General features: G+C 24.9%; 17 protein-coding genes. 10 read left to right on the plus strand and 7 right to left on the minus strand.

Translation table 11 applies throughout. From position 1 onward, the window contains the following. The first annotated feature begins 74 nt into the window (after positions 1 to 74). The 5 genes from ACFYH6_RS18395 (at position 75) to ACFYH6_RS18415 (ending at position 4384) form a co-directional block, all read left to right on the plus strand. A complete protein-coding gene (locus tag ACFYH6_RS18395) occupies positions 75 to 638 on the plus strand; it encodes a type II toxin-antitoxin system PemK/MazF family toxin (RefSeq protein ID WP_416180494.1) in 564 nt (187 codons plus the stop codon). 774 nt (positions 639 to 1412) lie between these two features. Further along, positions 1413 to 1991 (plus strand): hypothetical protein, encoded by a 579-nt coding sequence (locus tag ACFYH6_RS18400; RefSeq protein ID WP_416180495.1) that lies wholly within the window; start codon positions 1413 to 1415, stop codon positions 1989 to 1991. 162 nt (positions 1992 to 2153) lie between these two features. Next, the gene (locus ACFYH6_RS18405; protein WP_416180496.1) at positions 2154 to 3029 is read left to right on the plus strand and encodes a hypothetical protein; all 876 of its coding nucleotides are present in this window, start codon (positions 2154 to 2156) and stop codon (positions 3027 to 3029) included. 413 nt (positions 3030 to 3442) lie between these two features. After that, positions 3443 to 3625: a hypothetical protein gene (locus ACFYH6_RS18410; protein WP_416180497.1), complete on the plus strand. Its 183-nt coding sequence runs from the start codon at positions 3443 to 3445 to the stop codon at positions 3623 to 3625. A 231-nt stretch (positions 3626 to 3856) separates the two neighbouring features. Next, positions 3857 to 4384: a hypothetical protein gene (locus ACFYH6_RS18415; RefSeq protein WP_416180498.1), complete on the plus strand. Its 528-nt coding sequence runs from the start codon at positions 3857 to 3859 to the stop codon at positions 4382 to 4384. A 65-nt stretch (positions 4385 to 4449) separates the two neighbouring features. Here ACFYH6_RS18415 and ACFYH6_RS18420 read toward each other — a convergent pair whose 3' ends face one another. The 4 genes from ACFYH6_RS18420 to ACFYH6_RS18435 form a co-directional block, all read right to left on the minus strand. Further along, positions 4450 to 6498, minus strand: a complete 2049-nt coding sequence (locus tag ACFYH6_RS18420; protein WP_416180499.1) for an N-acetylmuramoyl-L-alanine amidase — start codon at positions 6496 to 6498, stop codon at positions 4450 to 4452. Positions 6499 to 6634: 136 nt separating this feature from the next. After that, a complete protein-coding gene (locus ACFYH6_RS18425) occupies positions 6635 to 6829 on the minus strand; it encodes a BhlA/UviB family holin-like peptide (RefSeq protein ID WP_416180500.1) in 195 nt (64 codons plus the stop codon). A gap of 102 nt (positions 6830 to 6931) precedes the next feature. Further along, on the minus strand, positions 6932 to 7150 hold the full coding sequence (locus ACFYH6_RS18430; protein WP_416180501.1) for a sigma-70 family RNA polymerase sigma factor: 219 nt from the start codon (positions 7148 to 7150) through the stop codon (positions 6932 to 6934). A 75-nt stretch (positions 7151 to 7225) separates the two neighbouring features. After that, on the minus strand, positions 7226 to 7453 hold the full coding sequence (locus ACFYH6_RS18435) for a helix-turn-helix domain-containing protein (protein WP_416180502.1): 228 nt from the start codon (positions 7451 to 7453) through the stop codon (positions 7226 to 7228). Positions 7454 to 7705: 252 nt separating this feature from the next. Here ACFYH6_RS18435 and ACFYH6_RS18440 point away from each other — a divergent pair, with 252 nt between their 5' ends. From ACFYH6_RS18440 to ACFYH6_RS18455, 4 genes are all read left to right on the plus strand, one after another. Beyond that, entirely contained in the window at positions 7706 to 8020 is a 315-nt protein-coding gene (locus ACFYH6_RS18440; RefSeq protein ID WP_416180503.1) for a hypothetical protein, read from the plus strand. A gap of 594 nt (positions 8021 to 8614) precedes the next feature. Continuing rightward, positions 8615 to 9154 (plus strand): class I SAM-dependent methyltransferase, encoded by a 540-nt coding sequence (locus ACFYH6_RS18445; protein WP_416180504.1) that lies wholly within the window; start codon positions 8615 to 8617, stop codon positions 9152 to 9154. After that, positions 9147 to 9707 (plus strand): hypothetical protein, encoded by a 561-nt coding sequence (locus ACFYH6_RS18450; protein WP_416180505.1) that lies wholly within the window; start codon positions 9147 to 9149, stop codon positions 9705 to 9707. Before ACFYH6_RS18445 ends, ACFYH6_RS18450 begins: the two co-directional genes overlap by 8 nt. Continuing rightward, positions 9707 to 11113, plus strand: coding sequence for a hypothetical protein (locus ACFYH6_RS18455; RefSeq protein WP_416180506.1), 1407 nt, complete (start codon positions 9707 to 9709; stop codon positions 11111 to 11113). The genes ACFYH6_RS18450 and ACFYH6_RS18455 overlap by 1 nt, the downstream gene beginning before the upstream one ends. Positions 11114 to 11271: 158 nt before the next feature. On the opposite strand, the gene ACFYH6_RS18460 is transcribed toward ACFYH6_RS18455, so the two are convergent. Next, positions 11272 to 12333 (minus strand): replication initiation protein, encoded by a 1062-nt coding sequence (locus ACFYH6_RS18460; RefSeq protein WP_416180507.1) that lies wholly within the window; start codon positions 12331 to 12333, stop codon positions 11272 to 11274. A gap of 360 nt (positions 12334 to 12693) precedes the next feature. On the opposite strand from ACFYH6_RS18460, the gene ACFYH6_RS18465 reads away from it, so the two are divergent. Beyond that, complete coding sequence (locus ACFYH6_RS18465; protein WP_416180508.1) at positions 12694 to 13254, plus strand: hypothetical protein; 561 nt, start codon at positions 12694 to 12696, stop codon at positions 13252 to 13254. A 393-nt stretch (positions 13255 to 13647) separates the two neighbouring features. On the opposite strand, the gene ACFYH6_RS18470 is transcribed toward ACFYH6_RS18465, so the two are convergent. Both ACFYH6_RS18470 and ACFYH6_RS18475 read right to left on the minus strand, forming a co-directional pair. Next, complete coding sequence (locus ACFYH6_RS18470; RefSeq protein WP_316093683.1) at positions 13648 to 14340, minus strand: hypothetical protein; 693 nt, start codon at positions 14338 to 14340, stop codon at positions 13648 to 13650. Between the two features lie 76 nt (positions 14341 to 14416). Further along, positions 14417 to 15136 (minus strand): hypothetical protein, encoded by a 720-nt coding sequence (locus ACFYH6_RS18475; RefSeq protein ID WP_416180509.1) that lies wholly within the window; start codon positions 15134 to 15136, stop codon positions 14417 to 14419. Positions 15137 to 15396: the final 260 nt, after the last annotated feature.

The raw sequence follows: 15396 nt of genomic DNA on the forward strand, positions 1-15396 counted from the left end.
TAAGTTAAATTTAAATAATTTATCAAATACAAATATAATGATAAAATGTTTATATAAGTAATGGAGGGGAAATAATGAAAGATATAGATATAAAGTCAATATGTAATAATATTGAAAAAGAATTAAAAAAAATAAATAATATAAGCTTTGATAGTGAGAGTGATAAAGACTTATATATTCAAGAAATGACTAATTGGATTAAAGAAATAATAATAAAAAATCAAATTATTAAGGTTAATCCCAAAAAAGAAGAAGTTAACAGAGTTAGACAAAATGTATACTGGATAGATTTTGGATTTAATATAGGAACGGAATTTAATTTTCCACATTTTTGTGTAGTTATAAAAGAGTTTAACAAAACTGCAATAGTAGTACCTATATCATCAGATAAAAATGATGATTCTGAATATAAAACTGCAAAAAATTTATATATACCAATAGGGAAAATAGACGGATTCCCAGAAGAGAAAAGAGATTGTTATGCAGTTATTAGCCAGATAAGAACTGTTAGTAAACAAAGACTTAGTGATTATAAATATAAAGGTAAATTTATAAAATTACATCTAAATGCAGACCAAATGAAATTAGTATTTGAAGGGATAAAATCTTTAAGTGAGCAAAAAATAAAAGAAATATAAAATATTAGGTGTTGCAACAGATAAAAAGATAGCATATAATATAGGTGTATAGAAGAGCTATACGATTTGAATTAGAATTCGGCTTAATTGCCAACTTGAATTAAATTCGGCTTAATTGCCAACTTGAATTTTAAGGCTTAATTGCCAACTTGAATAAGAGAGATAGATTTAAATCTATCTCTCTTTTATTATATTCGTTAAAACTGTATTTAGCGTAGTTGAAAATCCAATGATCATAGATCATTGGATTTAGTTATTCACTAAAGTTGAATTTAGCGTAATTATTATATTAAGCAAAAAAAGTTATGAAAAGTTGAAATATATAGATATTAACAATAATAAATTGTATTTTATTTTACGGGTTTGGTAAATATGCATATAGTTTTTTCATTTCACAAACTTTAGTAGAGTAGTATAATTTTTTCTTCAATATGAAATATATATGGTTATATTAAACTAGTGATAATCCAATCTAAATTGATACAAAAAATAAAGTAAAATATTTACAATAATTACCTTTTTGGGAATTTTGTGTTACAATTTATTTAAAAGGGGTGATGTTCTATTTTTAAGTTTTTTAAAAACAAAATTTTTATAATATTAATTTTAGTTTTACTTACAATTATAATTATTTTTAAAAATAACAATTTAACTTCGGATTTAGATAATATAAGTAATAACTTAAATAAAGATATTAATAATGAAGAAATATCAGAAAATTTTAGAAATAAAATAATAAATGATAAACATGAAACTATTATTGAAGATAATTCAATGTTTACTACTAATATTGAATCTAGGAATAATATTATGTCTAAAGAATATGCAAGAGCAGTCAAGGTGTTTAAAAGTTTTGCCAATGAAAACTCATTAAATTTAACTTATATAGAACCTATAGAAGATAGAATTTCTAAATTTAAAGATATTTCTGGAGGAGAAGTAAGCATATTATTAGAAAATCTATATAACTTAGGCGTAGAAACAGTAAACTATTTTACAGATGAAGAAGGATTAAACATTGATTTAAGTATAGGAAATAAGGAAGTAATTTCTCAAAAGGATATGATACATGTTGGAGAGACGTATAGTCCAATAATTTATAAAGCCTCAATTGAAAACATTGACAGTGAGTTTAACTTTAAAAATTCTAAAATAAATGAATTTAGAAATATGTTAATTAATGATAATTCCTTGGATTATACTTTAGTAGATGATTATATTTCAAATATCATTTCTGATAAACTTAGCAGTAATTCAGTATATTTAAATAAAATTGATGAAAATTTATATGAAACTATTGTAATTTCCGAAAATACTTGCTACTATAAAATCATTTTTAATCCTCTATATTAAATTTATTAATCTAACATAAAAATATTATTTAAGGTAATTATATAAAATTTTTAAAGTTAAGTTTACAAAAAATTAATTCAGCACTTCTATATATATGTAATGAATAATCTTCATTAACGCTAAGAAAGGGTACATACCGAGTATATGTACATGGTGAAATATATGGAAAAAATTTTAAAAAAAGTTGAATTAATTAAACCTGATGGATCAAAAGAAATTGTTACAGAAGAAATGGTTGAAATTGTAAATGAAAATGGTGAAAAAGAACTTGTTTTTAAAGGTCTTTTAGAAAAACAACAAAAAGCTGAAAATTTATTTTTATCTAAACTAAAAAGCATAGGAATCAATAGTATTGAAGAGTATAATGAGATAAGATATCCGAAAGAATTTTCATTAAAAGTAAGACATTCTAAAGCAAGAAGTACTGAACTAGAACCAATTCAAGAATATGAAAAGTCAGAAAAGTTTAAGGCAATTGAAAAATTAGAGAAGGAAATTAATTTAGAAACTTTGAATAATTTAAGACAAGTTAGAGCAGCTGGTGATGGATATCATAGCTGTAACAATATGAGTTCAATAATATCTACAACATATGGGGATGTGTTATATCCGGCTGAAAGATGTGTATGGTATGAGGGTGGAGATAGAGTTTTAATATTAAAATCAAATGGTACTTTTGGAGAAGATTATATTCCCCAAAGTTCATCTAGATTAATACATTTAGATGATTTAGTATTAGGACATTTCGATTTTTGTTTAAAAATTAGAGGTAGTTATGTAGAAATATCAGATTTAAATGATGCTAGGTTAGGTTGGATAGATGACAAAGATTGTGTTAAACCAAATCATATTAAGGTGTTCGCTGGTTTTAAAGCTGGAATTTCAAATCCTAGTTTAGCACAAATAGCTGGATACTGGCTTGATTTTCAAGGGGTAGGTAGTTATACAGGTACATTTTATCCTTATCATGGTTTCGTGAGAACAAATATAAGAAGTGCTACAAATTCTCAGATATACTGCATGTACGGCAGTAAGTAATATATTAAAATTTAGAAAATACAGGATCATAATGACGGGAGTTACTTTAGTGTAAGAATAAAAAAATAAAAACCCTAAATTAGGGTTTTTATTTTTTTATTAAATTTATCCAACTTATCATTTATACTTTGTATATTTGCTTTTAAATCAATTTGAACTTTAATAAATTTGAATATAGCAAATATGATAGCTATAGGCCAACCTACGTTTTTTTCAAAATTTTTGATCATGTATAATAGATTCTAATTATTCTTCACTATTAATTCCTATTTCTTTTAGTTTGCTAAGTATTAGTTTTTTAGCATTTGCCGCTTTTTCTTCAAGTCCAATTTGACTTAATTCTTTATTATTCATATACAAATATAAATGAGAATTTTAATTTTAAAGAATCTAAGTTAAATGAATTTAGAAGTATGTTAATAGAAAATAGTGAATTAAGTTTTGATAAAGTAGATAAATATATTAAAGATATAATTAATAATAGGATAGACAGAGATAAAGTATTTTTTAATAAGATAGATGAGGATAGATATGAAATAATTAGGATAGAAAATAATAATTGCTATTATAAATTGATATATAATCCAAAGATTTAAAGAATTTCATTATAAGTATTAATAATTATGTGTTAGTAAAGTAATATAAAAAGATAGTATATTTAGAATATATTTTATTAATAATTGTAAATAAAGAACTTGTATGTTATATAATTTTTTTAGTAAGAATGTAGATAAATTTAAAAGTTTTAATTCTTTATATGTATTTAAAGTATTTATTTGAAAAATAAATAAATTTATTATGATATACTGAATATAGGAGCTGATATTATGGAAATTAAATATAAAAATACAGTTGAAGATATTGAATTTTTGTTAGGTTATTTTACTTCAAGGTTTTTAAAACCTTATTTTTATCTATTATACTTTATTTGCATTGTAATACTTTTTTCTAGTGGAATATATTCTTCTTATAAAAAAAATACTATATTATATTTTTTTACTAATTCTGTAGCACTAACAATAATTGTACCTTATGTTCTAATTAAATCAGAACCTAGATATATAAAAAAAGTTACTCAAAAAGAAGCAATCAAAAAATTTAATAGTGAAAAATATTTTTCAATAGAAAAATATTTAAATATAGATAACAATTTAATTACTGTAACATATGAGAGTACAAGTTTAGAGCTAGAATTAAATAAAAATACTATAATTGATGTACTTGAAGAGTATATATTAATAATAGATATAGAAGAAAAAGGATATAAGAAAAAGTTAATAATTCCAACTAACGTATTTAAAAATGAAGAAAAAGAAGAATTTATTAATTTATTAAAATTAAATATTAATAATTAAAACTAAAATGTCATATAAGAAGCTATCTGATAACTTTTATATGACATATTTAATTTTATTATAATTTATATTACTTTGTTAAGTTGGGTAATAAGGTATTCAATTATTTTATATAAAGCAAGACCTATCTTACCAAGAAATATAATACCACTTGAGATTAATGTTTCTATAAGTCCGAGCTTCCAAAATAATACAATTGCAACTAATAAGATAATAGGACCTAAAATTTCTTTTAAAACATCTGTTAAATCCTCAATAAAATTTATGACTGCTTCATAAGCATCTTCCAAACTATCTTTATCAAATTCAAAAGATAATATTTGATTTATGCTCGTATTATTTTTGGATAAAGTTTTTGTTAATGAAACAGTAAAAGTTTTAGTATTATCTGATACTGATATAGAAAAGCTATCATTACCTAACTTACCTAACTGAGTTGATATTGATATACCATTTTTAGATAATGATGTGAAAAGTTTTGAAATTTCATCTTTAAAAGATCCACCAACGAATTTGCCATCTGTAAAGTTTGCCACTACTTTTCCTTCAGCTTTGCCACTACTTGTATTAGAAAGTTTAATACGGATAGGTCCATACTGCCCTAGTGATAGTTGTTGATTTATCTGTGTAAATGATACTCCTAAATCTTTGGCAAATCCAAAATTATTAATTTCATCTAGTGTAATATCTGGCTCACTGGGATCAGGGGTTGAGTTCTCTGTTCCTATTACTGCTGTAAAGATAGCATTTGCGAAATCATCCTGCCTGTTCTTTAATAGAGATGCATCTCCTACATTATCAATAAATGCAGTTTCAACTAATACTGCTGGCATACTTGTTAATCTAAGTACTACAAAATCAGCTTCCTTGTGGCCTCTGTTGTAAGTCCCTAGCTTACTTGAAATAGAAGAAGCAATATCTACTGCTAATCTCTTATTTTCGTCTGTACTATTTGGATAAGTATAACACTCTGTTCCATATGCACTACCACTTCCATCAAGAGCGTTAGCATGAATTGATATGAAAAGATCTGCTCCCCATTCGTTTGCCATTTCAGCTCTTTCAGCTAGTCCTACATTATTATCTGAGTATCTTGAGTGTGAGACTTGAATTCCTCTGGAGTTAAACAATCCTGTTAGTTTTTGTGCAATATTAAGAACTACATCTTTTTCTTTTAGACCGTTGCCTAAAGCACCTGGATCACTTCCTCCATGACCTGCATCAATAAATATTTTTTGTATTCCAGGCATTCCAATACCACTATAGTTACCTGATCCTCCAGGTAAATCTTCACAATTACCCCATCTTTCACCTGTAACTTGATCTTTAACTGTCATATAAACCCTTCTACCACTTACACTAGTCCAGCTTATCCAAACATACTTATTTGTTATAACTACATAATCATATATAACTGATTCACCAACGTAATAATAATCTAATACAACTCCATTAGTTGAACATGGTATATTTAATATACTTGTGGTCATTTGAGGATAACAAATACCACTCTCAGAGTATTCATTAACTATTGTTTCAGCTCCTGTAGGTGTATTTGATTCACCATATCCACCTGGTAAATCTCCACAGTCTCCAAATCTTTCTCCAGTAGTTTGATCCTTGACAGCCATATATCTCCTAGCACCACTTCTAGATAGCCAACTTATCCATACATATTCATTTGTTATGACTACATAGTCATATATAACATATTCACCTTGATAATACTGATCGAAGATATTTCCTGTTGATGCACATGGCAAGTCTCTTATATTCATAGTCATTCTTGGATAACAAATACCACTCTCTGAATACTCTTGAATTATTGTTTCAGCACCTACAGAAGAATTAGGAATATCATCACAGTCACCTAATCTTTCACCTGTAGCTTGATCTTTAATTGCCATATAAACTCTTCTACCACTTACTGATAGCCAACTTATCCATACATAACTGTTAGTTATAACCACTTGGTCATAGATAACAGATTCACCTAAATTATATTGGTCTAAAATAGTTCCTGTTGAAGCACATGGTATGTTCCTTATGTTAAGGCTCATTCTTGGATAACATATTCCATCTTCAGGATACGTATTAATTATTGTTTCTGTCATAAAAAGACAACCCCTTTTTTATTTAGATTGCCGGCTTGATTGACTAGTCATTAATTATAAATGCAATTTAACAGGTTTTGTAAACTAAAAAATTTTAAAATTATATTTAGATGAATAATGAAAAGCATATATTTAATTATTTAAATATATGCTTTTTTATATCTTCAACATCATTTTGAATTTCAGGAAGAGTGTTACTAAGTTGTTGTATTATTTTTTGATAGTTTTCTTCTCTTATTTGATTTTGCTTTAAAACATAAAGTAAGAGATACCCAAATAACAAAGCAAAAATTCCTTGAGAAGTTAGAAAATTAAATAGTTCCGTATCCATAAAAGCTCTCCTTTCAATAAATATAAAGGACTTTCTTAAGAAATAGTAAACTATTATTACTATAAAATATCATTAGTTCAGTTTATTTAATTTTATTTTTTATTATGTTAAGTATATGCTTCTTATTTTATTTAAAGCTCTATTCTTACATTGATTTACTGCTTGTCGTGATATCTTCATTAAATTAGCTATTTCAGATATAGATAAATTATTAATATATAATAACTTCATTATTTTATATTCCTTTTTGCTCAATTTATTGAATAAATCTAGTAATTCAATATTTGAATCAAATTTTTCAGAATCTATTCCTATATCCAATTTTAATTCTGTTTCATTACTATCTTTTTTATTTTTTAATTTTGATAATCTTATATATTCATTTCTTATTGATTTTTATATATACCCTACTATAATCTTATCTTTTTTTAAATAATCATATTCAACCGGAATCTTATTTACAACTATTAGCAAGTGTAAAGAAAGTGCCTGTTTTGTATCCTCCCCATCTAATAGTCTAGAATATTTACTTATCAAAGGATCGAATATTTTTATTATTTCTTCTAAACAATACCTATCACCATTTTTAGCTTTAATTAGCTTCTCATATATACAAATCTCCATATTTAAATCCCCCTAAATTAATAAGAGAAATTTAAATATTATTGTAAACATAAATATGTAAATAATATACTTTTTTATATTTTTTAACCTTTTTTGGAATATAAATATATAAAAATTTATTATTGAAGGAGTATACTATGATAAACTCAAGATAAAAGGATATAATATGAGATAATTCTATTAATTTGTTTACAATAACGCTCCTTTATATATAAATTAAGTCTCTCAATTTATATATAAAGGAGCGTTATTATGAATAATAAATTTGAAATTTTATTAATTGAAAACATGACTGATGAAGAAAAAGCTAAAATTGATGAAGATATATCTAATGGAACAGTTAAAATTAGAGTTGTTCCTATTAATGGGAACCAATGCGGATATTTATCTCCATCTCAATTTGGTGGACTAGGATATCACTGTTATAGTAAGAGCTCTATGTATTCTGATGTTTATCATATACCTACTCAAAGTTTTGGTGAAGTTCAAATTTTGGTACCAAAAGATAGAGATGCTTGTATTAAACCATATACTATAAGTTATCCAATGAATGGACCTCACAAGTAGATGGTACAGGCCCATTTACTGGGGGACTGGAATATATTTAAATGTATTTATAATCATAATGCACACTAATTTTTTTTTTTAAATCTATATAAAAAAATAATTTATAAGACAAATCCTATTTTTTATAATTTAAATTATAAAAAATAGGATTAAATAACTTTCCAACAATATTGTTAAAATGAGCATTTACAACGTTAATAGATAAAATAGAGTAAAGAAAAAGTGACAGGTACTAGTAGGAATTTTGAAGAAGTAGTTTATATATTCCTTTATTAAATGCTTTTATATTAAAAAGGAGTAGTATATAATATGTGTAAGTAAAATATATTATTATAAATTATTATAATATACTAAGATTTACATATGCTATTTATAAATAAATTAATTAATATAAATATCTAGATAGAATTTGTATTAAATTCTATCTAGATTAACTTGTTTTCGGTCTATTACATTCTAACGAATGAAATGGCCATGAAAATTTTTGCTTTACGCAAAAACAAGCCAATCAAAGATTGGTTTTAATGGCTACGACTCGAAAACAAGTTAATCCCAATTTGAAAATTTAAATCAAAATGTAAGGGAGAAGTGAGTATGTCCTTTCTCATAAGTAACCATCTAAAGGAAGGTTATAGTAATTATAATTTATTATTCTTAAAAAAATATCACCAAGAAATTAATTTAAATAATAAAATACTGGATGTTGGGTGTGGTCATTATAGGAATTTATATTTCTTTTACAAGATAGGTTTTAAAAATTTATATGGTATTGATAAACTGGATCCTAAACCTAGTCCCAAACCTAATAAACTTAATGTTAATTTTATAAAGCATGATATAAATTATGGATTGCCTTATGAAGATAAAGAATTTGATATAGTGCTTTGTAACTTTGTATTAATGTTCATATCTCCAGATAACCTCAAATTCGTTTTATATGAGCTTTTACGTGTTACAAAGACTTTTTGTATTATAGAAACTCAAAAACCGTTCTATGAAGCTAAAAATGGGCAAATTAGGCCGTATGAATTTAAATGTATAGCTGAAACTATAGAAAATAGTGAAGAATTCGAAATACTTGATAAGAAAATTTATAAAGAAAAGCTTATTATAAGGAGGCTTGCTAATGGCTAGAGGAAGAAAGGCATCAACTGTAAAAGTTGTTACTGGAAGAGATAGAGATCTTATTAAGCAGCTTAGTAAGACTGGATTATGTAATTCAAGTCAAGCTAAGGAGTATTGTGGCATTAGTATGGATAGACTTAAAAAACTAGAGAAAAGTGGATATATAAAAACTTCCGAACATATTGTTCGGGGCGAAAACAACCTTATAATTCAGCTTGATAAAATGGGGAAGGACTACTGTAGGCAAGAATTTGGAATTACAAGTTTTTGTGCAGCACAAACCAATCATCTTGAACATGATATAAAACTTACAGAAGTTTATCATAAGCTAGATACTAATATTCAAGATACCTGGAAGCATGAAAGAGAATTAATAGATAGGTATTATGAAATGTATCCTGATAGAGCTGGAGAACTTAAGACTTGCATTGATGCTGCCATTGAAGTTAATGGAGAATTAATTGCTATTGAAAGTATTGGGGCTAGTTACACTGGAGTTGAAATTGAACTTAAGCAAGAAATAGCAACTAGTCTTGGTTGCTCAAGAATGGAGTGTTTTTAATGAAAGCTATAGTAAGAGATGATATTATTTCCTTAGATAGTTTTGTAGCTGCTGAATTTAAGTATAAAGCTTATTTAGAAATGATAATGAAAGCAGGAAATTACTGTTTTCTAGATCAATTTAAAAAACTTATACCTAGTGGACAAGCTATAGTTAATGGAATGATAGAAAACAATCTAATAGGCATGGAAAATATAAATAAAAACTATAAATACATCTATCTTTCTGATACTGCAATGAAATACTTATATTTAAGAGATAGTGAAGAAGATTTCTCAAAGGTTAAGAAGAATAGGATAAGTGTTAAAAAAGTTGAAAAAAATCCAACAGAGAAGCAATTATTATCTTCTGCATATAAATTTCATTTACTAACACAAGGTGAAGAGTTAATTGATAAAGAATCTATTATGAAATCCTTGGAGGATATTATTTTTCTTAAAAATCATAATGGAAGTACTGAAATGTATAATAACTGGTATAAAAAAACTGAGGAAAAAATAAAAAACTTAAAGCTTGAAATTGAAACATTAAAAAATGAAAAAGAGAAATTCGCAGATAATATAAATAAAATTAATAATGGGATAGATCTTTTAAGTTCATCTAAAGAATATAATGAATATCTTACCTTAGATACAAAATATAATAGTTTTAAAGATGAATTAAATGAAAAATCTCAAAAAATTTTAAAAACTGGAATCAAAGAATTAAATTTAGAAATTGAATACTTAAAAAAACTTAGGAGTTTAGCTTATAAAAACTTTTTAATTAAAAATTCAGCAATAGGTAACATAAATAATATAGCAAAAGATTTTAATGAAAAAATCTCTATTAAGCAAAATGAACTTCTTGAAACTGAAAAAACATTCAATAAAATAAATACCTCAGTAAACGAAATAACACTTCCAAAGGTTAAAGAAGTTCAAAAAGTATTTGAGAATTTATATAACATATCAAAAGTTATAGCTAGAATCAAAGATAAGACCTTAGAATTTATTATTTTTGATACTGGAAACTTTAAATCAGCATATGGATATTTAAAACAAATTAATTCGATAAATGCATTAGATCTTGAATTTGAAAAAATAAAGATAATTATATATAGCTATGCAGAGCATAGGGCCTATAACTTATACAATGAATTTATAAAAGCTAAAGAAGCCAAAGTAAAGGCTCAAAGAACAATGAAAAATTTCAATTTACACACTGATAATGCCTCAAACAAATCTGATTTTTATATAGCTGCTCAAAAAATATATGATAATACTCCTGACTTTGAAGTTGAAACTAGAGATGATTTCTTTTATATGAAAAAGTATATGGAGTTTATATCTAGTAGTACTAAATCTATTAAAAGAAAAGATAAAGAAGCCATTGATAACTTAATTAAGAGCTTAAAATCTAATTAATTTCACAAAAATATGGGGTATTTTTTATGTCTAATGATAATTTCTAAAATATAGCAATTTCAACGTCTAGGGTATGGAAATGTATTAGTTTATTTATATCTTCTGACAAATAAAAAAATCCTTATACTCATTTTTAATATTTGAGTATAAGGATTTTTTTATTGATCCCATCCTAAAAGCTTCTTTTCAAGATCATCATAATCATAATCTCGACCCTTAAAATTATTAAATTTAAGTTGCTTTGCTGTTTTTATTGGCTTTTCATAATTTTCAGCAGTAGTTTTAAACCAACCTACTAACCCATTCCTTACATTTTGTGTTAGAGAATAATGTGCTACTTCCTCTATTAACTCTAATGTCTTGTTAGCATATTCTTTGTGTTTACTTGCAGCTTTATAAATTTCATTTGCTGATTTATCACTTATATTTTTATTACATACACGCTTTATTATATTTTTTACTTTTGAACTTATATCATCTTGAATATCTTCTTCAATTGTTGCTGATACCTCATCTATAGCCTGAATACTATTAATTTTAGTTGTATTCTTAGCTTTATTTGAGTGAATATAAAATTTTATTGAAGTTACTTTTCTACCTGTTTTTATTTCTTCAAAATCAAATTTTATATCTGTTTTTTCTTTAAGTTCTTTTTGAGCTTGTATTATAATTCTATTTTTAAAGTTTTGATATACTTTATAGGAATCTTTATCAGCTTTCAATATTTTTCTTAACCCATCAACTGTTATTTCAGCACCCCTTTTAAATTCATTAGATTTCAAAATTTCATACATTCTAATTGAATATTTTCCTTTGAGTTCTAATATGTTTTTAAGCCTATAACTTGTATAAAACTCCTTTAACCCTAGCATAAAAGGTTTTAACTTAGGACTAAATTCTAATTCAACTATTCCAGTTCCCTTTTCATATTCAGCACTAGAAAGCCATGATATTTGTGTTATCTTATTTCCATTTTCTATCTCGAAAACCTTCTTCATAAGTTCCTTTGTTACTTTTGGTATTACAGCATATTTAGATTTATCTTCAACACCTAATAATTCCATGAAATCAGAAATTTTAAACTTATAAGGTTTAAAATCTTCATCATTTGGTTGCACTGTACTTGCTAAAGTTAATATTATTCTTTGCTCTTCTAAACTTAAATCATAGTTAGATGTTATCAAAGTATTAGCTTTAGTAACTAAATAATTCTCATTCATATTATTCTCCCCCCTAGAAATATTTTACTATAATAATAATACTAATACAACAAAATGTATTAGTATTATTTAGGTATGCAAATGTATTATTTAGGTATGCAAATGTATTATTTAAATTCAATTTAGGTATGCAAATGTATTATTTAGGTATGCAAATGTATTATTTAAATTTTGAAAGCTAGTTATATCAACAGTTAAATGGTTCCTTAAACATTTAAAACAAAGTTTTAAATAAAACATATAAAACAACAACAGAGAATTTGTTGTTGTTTTATAAGAGATTTTAATTTTTTTATTCAGATATACCAACTTAAATGATATATTAATATTAGATACAATTTGATTATAAGGTGGTTAGTTATGATTTATGAAGATATGAGTTTAGATCAGATTATTGAATATATTAATACTGAATTGCTAAAAGGTAGAACTATGAAGGATATTGAGGAAAATGATTTTAATGTTAATGAAAGGGTTATTGCTAAAAGATTAGCTAGAAAAAATGTTAAAAAGATAAACGGACAATTTGTATTAAAAGATGGTTATAAAAAGCCCGAACTAGTTAAAAAGCAAGTAACTGAGCCAGCTATTGAGAAAATAAGTTCCAGCAATACTATTGATTTAATGCAAAATCAAGAATTTTTACTTTTAAGTAAAAAGGTTGATATGCTGGAGAAAGCATTTAAAGAAATGATGTGTATACAAGGTAGTTCTAAAGAAGTTACAAATGACTTAGGATTAAAGATATACTATAGTGAAGATAAACCTACAGCTAAAACTGTAAGATTATATAAAGAAGTTTGGGATAAGATTGATAAAGTTAAAGAGAAGTTTCCTCATTTAAGCTATCAGACGGTACTAAATAGTTTAATAGACGAAATAACAGAAAAATACTTAAGATCAGATAGAGAAGATTTATGATAAATGATTATATTAATAGAGAATATGATATAATATAAGTGATATTTAGGCCACCACCTAAATATTGCTTTAGTAAATTTGATTTAAGAATAGAAAAGCATTAGCTAGGATGGATGCTTCTTTTCTTTAATTGAGAAATTGAAAAAAGGTACTATTTCGTAACTATCATTGCGAAATAGTACCTTTTTTCATAGAAGTTTATTTATATTAAACCAAAAACTATGATTTTTTTAATTTTTAATAGTCTATAAATGGCTTAAAACCGTCAATTTTTATTTCTTCGTGAAAATTAGATTTAGCGAAGTCAAAAATTCTTTTTTTTGTGAAATATAATAGTTGTTTGAATATTTACATGGTGTAATTTATAATTTTTCTACTTAAATACTACTTATTTTATTTATTCTCTATATATTTGGTATTATCAATTTTTACATCGCTTATATGTTTATTTCCTTCAAAACTAAGTTCATTATTATCTTCATTATAAATTATATTTATATTTTCATTTTTAGAATAAGCAAATTGTATATTAAATTTATCTATCATATCCTTACTTAATACTATGGTAAATATATCCTTTTTATTATATAAATTATTTTCTCCATCTATATTAGTCCAAATATATCCTCTCTTCCAATTCATATCATATGAACGGTTTTTATTAGCTTCTTTGAAGAGCCATTCATCATTAATTTTATTTCTTTCAAATCTATTTCTTAGTATATCTATTTTCATATTAGTTGGCTCCACTAAAAAATTCACACTAACTATAAATGATTTAATTTTTACTTTTTTTATCCATTCATAGCTAATTATTAATTTTATATTATTATTTTCATCTTCATCTATTACAGTGCTATTTATAATTAAATTTATTTGATCATCGCCATATTTACTTTCAATCAAACTGTTATTCTTTACTTTATAATAGTTATTTTTACTGTAAATAACTTTTTCTGAATTTAATCCATATTCTTTTATTTCTTTATCTACTAAATAAAAATTTTTATTATTATCAACTTTAATAATAAAAAGAATAATTAATGATAAACTTAGTGCTATTATCCCAACAATATATTTTCTCAATGGCAACGCCTCCTATCCAATATTAATAATATTAAAAAAGTTAAAAATAAAAACCAATAATATACATTACTGGTTTTTATGTTACTCCAATAGACCCTATTCCTGTAGCATAACCATATTGAAGTTTAACTTGATTACTTGCTGTTGAACTTGTTTTTCTGGCTACAAATGTACAAGATCCTCTAAAGAACATTAAAGGAGAATTAAGTACTTTATCAGATAGACTAGACCATGTTACAGAATTATCTGAATTACTAAACGATCTACCATTAACATTGTCAATGATTTCCCATTGATACAAATAATCTTGCTTTTTCCATGTAACTTTTTTAACTGTTGAAGAATCTACATTCCAACCACTTGGCATAGAAATTGTAAATAAATGATCTTGAATTTGAAGTTTTTTAGTAAGCCACTCGTATGTTCCTGTAACATAGCTATTTCCAGCTGTAGTACCTGTTGTAGATGTCCATACATCAGTAGAAAGTTGTAAATCAGCTTTACTAATTTCACCCCTCATTAGAGGATTTATTAATTTAAGTTCTTGACTTTCCTCATCAATGTAATATCTACTAGTTTCTGATCCAGAATAAATAGCATTTCCTTTGATTATAAATGATGCTATGTCCTCCTTTTGTAAATCTGATAATTTTTCTACAAGTTCTTTAGGTGCACCTGTATTTAATAAAACCTCATCCGCATTAATTTTAGTATTAATACTAGCATATGTTGGTATTGTTAAAATAAAAAGAAAACTTAAAACTGTAGCTGTAATACCTTTAATAAATTTAAGCATATAATATCACCATCCTCATACAATATTTTACACCATTTAAATATTTTTACAATATATAAATATATAAATATATTGTATTTTTGTAGTTTGTTATTATAATATCTTCAATATATGTAGGATTAATTCATAAAATAATTAATGAATAATTTATTTAAAATAAATTTAAATCACATTTCCATAATATAAATTATGAAAAATATGGTTTTTATATACGTATCATTTATTCGTAAAAATTCAATTTAGCGAAATAATAATAAAAT

This window comes from Clostridium sp. HCS.1 (genome assembly GCF_047900555.1).
Lineage (GTDB): Bacteria > Bacillota > Clostridia > Clostridiales > Clostridiaceae > Clostridium.

Excerpts from the sequence above, each read along its gene's own strand:
- ACFYH6_RS18395 (WP_416180494.1), top strand. The coding sequence starts at position 75 with ATGAAAGATATAGATATAAAGTCAATATGTAATAATATTGAAAAAGAA.
- ACFYH6_RS18400 (WP_416180495.1), top strand. The coding sequence starts at position 1,413 with ATGTTTACTACTAATATTGAATCTAGGAATAATATTATGTCTAAAGAA.
- ACFYH6_RS18405 (WP_416180496.1), top strand. The coding sequence starts at position 2,154 with ATGGAAAAAATTTTAAAAAAAGTTGAATTAATTAAACCTGATGGATCA.
- ACFYH6_RS18410 (WP_416180497.1), top strand. The coding sequence starts at position 3,443 with ATGTTAATAGAAAATAGTGAATTAAGTTTTGATAAAGTAGATAAATAT.
- ACFYH6_RS18415 (WP_416180498.1), top strand. The coding sequence starts at position 3,857 with ATGGAAATTAAATATAAAAATACAGTTGAAGATATTGAATTTTTGTTA.
- ACFYH6_RS18420 (WP_416180499.1), bottom strand. The coding sequence starts at position 6,498 with ATGACAGAAACAATAATTAATACGTATCCTGAAGATGGAATATGTTAT.
- ACFYH6_RS18425 (WP_416180500.1), bottom strand. The coding sequence starts at position 6,829 with ATGGATACGGAACTATTTAATTTTCTAACTTCTCAAGGAATTTTTGCT.
- ACFYH6_RS18435 (WP_416180502.1), bottom strand. The coding sequence starts at position 7,453 with ATGGAGATTTGTATATATGAGAAGCTAATTAAAGCTAAAAATGGTGAT.
- ACFYH6_RS18440 (WP_416180503.1), top strand. The coding sequence starts at position 7,706 with ATGAATAATAAATTTGAAATTTTATTAATTGAAAACATGACTGATGAA.
- ACFYH6_RS18445 (WP_416180504.1), top strand. The coding sequence starts at position 8,615 with ATGTCCTTTCTCATAAGTAACCATCTAAAGGAAGGTTATAGTAATTAT.
- ACFYH6_RS18450 (WP_416180505.1), top strand. The coding sequence starts at position 9,147 with ATGGCTAGAGGAAGAAAGGCATCAACTGTAAAAGTTGTTACTGGAAGA.
- ACFYH6_RS18455 (WP_416180506.1), top strand. The coding sequence starts at position 9,707 with ATGAAAGCTATAGTAAGAGATGATATTATTTCCTTAGATAGTTTTGTA.
- ACFYH6_RS18460 (WP_416180507.1), bottom strand. The coding sequence starts at position 12,333 with ATGAATGAGAATTATTTAGTTACTAAAGCTAATACTTTGATAACATCT.
- ACFYH6_RS18465 (WP_416180508.1), top strand. The coding sequence starts at position 12,694 with ATGATTTATGAAGATATGAGTTTAGATCAGATTATTGAATATATTAAT.
- ACFYH6_RS18475 (WP_416180509.1), bottom strand. The coding sequence starts at position 15,136 with ATGCTTAAATTTATTAAAGGTATTACAGCTACAGTTTTAAGTTTTCTT.